Source organism: Variovorax sp. 20P10.2.4 (assembly GCF_058244205.1).
Genome location: NZ_JBZAYE010000826.1, coordinates 1 through 2745 on the forward strand (window position 1 = coordinate 1; position 2745 = coordinate 2745).

Here is a 2745-nt window from a genome sequence, read left to right on the forward strand (position 1 = left end):
CCTGTACAAACCGGGGCATCGTCGAGCCTTCGACACGCCGCGCCCGGAGCCGCCCCATGAAGACCCTTCCCCTCGTCCTGGCCTTCCTCGCCGCCTTCGCCGCGGTGCTGCCCTGCACCGTGCTCGCCGGGCCCGCGGTGGCGATCGACTATCCGGCGCGCAAGCCCGGCCTGTGGGAGATGCGCAGCGACGACGGCAGCGGCGCGAAGGAGGGCAGCCACACCATGCAGCAGTGCATCGACGCGGCCACCGACAAGGCCCTGCGCGAGATGGGCCAGGGCATGGGCCGCAGCCTGTGCTCGAAGCAGGACCTGCGCGCCGAGGGCGGCAAGCTGGTGATCGACTCGGTCTGCAAGATCGGCAGCACCACCGCCACCTCGCGCGCCGTGATGAGCGGCGACTTCGGCTCGGCCTACCGCGTGGAAAGCAAGTCGACCTACAGCCCGCCGCTGATGGGCCGCAGCGAAGGCATGGCCGTCGTCGAGGCGAAATGGGTCGGCCCCTGCAAGGCCGGCCAGAAGCCCGGCGACATGGTGATGGCCAACGGCATGAAGATGAACGTGCTCGAGATGACGGCCGCGCGCCGCGGCAAGCAGCCCTGAGCACCGCGGACAGGCACGGCGGGTAGGCGCCGGCCCACGGCGCCTCGCGGCATCCGGGCCGAGGCGCCACGGGCCGCGAGCGCCTACGATGGCATGCCATGCCCGCGCAGGAAGAAAATCTCGTCGTCGCGCGCCCCGAGGGCCTGTACTGCCCGCCGGGCGATTTCTACATCGACCCCTGGCGGCCGGTCGCGCGCGCCGTCATCACGCACGCGCATTCGGACCATGCGCGCACCGGCCACGGCCACTACCTCGCCCATACCGACAGCGCTGGCACGCTGCGCGCGCGCCTGGGCGCCGACATCCCGCTGCAGACGCTGCCTTACGGCGAGGCGATCGAGCACCGCGGCGTGCGCGTGTCGCTGCATCCGGCCGGCCACGTGCTGGGCTCGGCGCAGGTGCGGCTCGAACATGGCGGCCGCGTCTGGGTGGCCTCGGGCGACTACAAGACCGAGCCCGACGGCACCTGCGCGCCCTTCGAGCCGGTGCCCTGCGACACCTTCATCACCGAGTCCACCTTCGGCCTGCCGATCTATCGCTGGCCCTCGCAGGCGCAGCTCATCGCGGAGATCGACGCCTGGTGGCGCGCCAATGCCGAGGCCGGCCGCGCCTCGGTGCTGTTCTGCTATGCCTTCGGCAAGGCGCAGCGCATCCTGCACGGCGTCGACGCCTCGATCGGTCCGATCGTGGTGCACGGCGCGGTCGAGCCGCTCAATGCCGTCTACCGCGCCGCGGGCGTGGCGTTGCCGGCCACCTTGCGCGTCACCGATCCCGGCGTCGACGCGGCGCTGCTGAAGCGCGCGCTGGTGCTGGCGCCGCCCTCGGCGCAGGGCACGCCGTGGATGAAGCGCTTCGGCGCCTATGCCGATGCCTTCGCGAGCGGCTGGATGCAGTTGCGCGGCACGCGGCGCCGGCGTGGTGTCGACCGCGGCTTCGTGATGTCGGACCATGCGGACTGGCCCGGGCTGCAGCAGGCGATCGCGGGCACGGGCGCCGAGCGCGTGTTCGTCACCCATGGCAGCGTGCAGGTGATGGTGCGCTGGCTGTCGGAGAACGGGCTCGACGCGCAGGGCTTCAAGACCGAGTACGGCGACGAGGACGACCAGGAAGCGCCGCCGCCCGCCGGGGAGGCGGCGCCGGCATGAAGGACTTCGCCGCGCTCTACCGCGAGCTCGATGCCAGCACCTCGAGCCTCGCGAAGCAGGCCGCGCTGCAGCGCTACCTGCGCGCGGCCGACCCGGCCGATGCCGCCTGGGCCGTCTACTTCCTCGCGGGCGGCAAGCCGCGCCAGCTGGTGCCGACCAAGCTGCTGCGCCTGCTCGCGCAGGAGGCCGCGGGCCTGCCCGAGTGGCTGTTCGACGAGAGCTACGAGGCCGTCGGCGACCTCGCCGAAACCATCGCGCTGCTGCTGCCGCCGCCGAGCGAAACGCACGAGCTCGGGCTTGCGGCCTGGGTCGAGCAGCACCTGCTGCCGCTGCGCGAGGCCGCGAAGGCGGCGCCCGAGGAACTGGCCGACAGGCTGCGCGCGCAATGGCGCCGGCTCGCGGCCGAGGAGCGACTGGTCTACTTCAAGCTCATCACCGGCGCCTTCCGCGTCGGCGTGTCGAAGCTGCAGGTCACGCAGGCGCTCGCGGCGGTCGGTGGCATCGATGCCAAGCGCGTCGCGCAGCGGCTCATGGGCTACACCCACATCGGCGCACGGCCGCGGGCCGGCGACTACGGCACGCTGATCGCGCCCGAGTCCGATGCCGAGCAGGTGCAGAAGACCAGCGGACAGCCCTATCCCTTCTTCCTCGCGCATCCGTTCAACCTGCCGCTCGAGCAGTTCGATGCGGCGCTGGGGCTACCCTCGGACTGGATCGTCGAGTGGAAGTGGGACGGCATCCGCGCGCAGCTCGTGAAGCGCGCGGGCGTGGTGTGGCTGTGGTCGCGCGGCGAGGAACTGGTGACCGAGCGCTTCCCCGAGCTCGCGGCGCTCGGCGAGGCGCTGCCCGACGGCACGGTGGTCGACGGCGAGATCGCCGTGTGGCGCGACGGCCGGGTGCAGCCCTTCGCCGAGCTGCAGAAGCGCATCGGCCGCAAGACGCTGGGCGCGAAGCTGCTGCGCGAGATCCCGGTGGTGCTGCTGGCCTACGACCTGCTC

The 2745-nt window shown here is 72.3% G+C and carries 3 protein-coding genes; all 3 read left to right on the forward strand.

Translation table 11 applies throughout. The annotated features are described in order from the left end of the window. The first annotated feature begins 56 nt into the window (after positions 1–56). Entirely contained in the window at positions 57–602 is a 546-nt protein-coding gene (locus AC27VN_RS38155; RefSeq protein ID WP_093350332.1) for a DUF3617 domain-containing protein, read from the forward strand. Between the two features lie 98 nt (positions 603–700). After that, on the forward strand, positions 701–1747 hold the full coding sequence (locus AC27VN_RS38160; protein WP_490880025.1) for a ligase-associated DNA damage response exonuclease: 1047 nt from the start codon (positions 701–703) through the stop codon (positions 1745–1747). Next, positions 1744–2745: ATP-dependent DNA ligase (locus tag AC27VN_RS38165; protein WP_490880026.1), on the forward strand; the 1002-nt coding region annotated here is incomplete at its 3' end. The genes AC27VN_RS38160 and AC27VN_RS38165, both read left to right, overlap by 4 nt.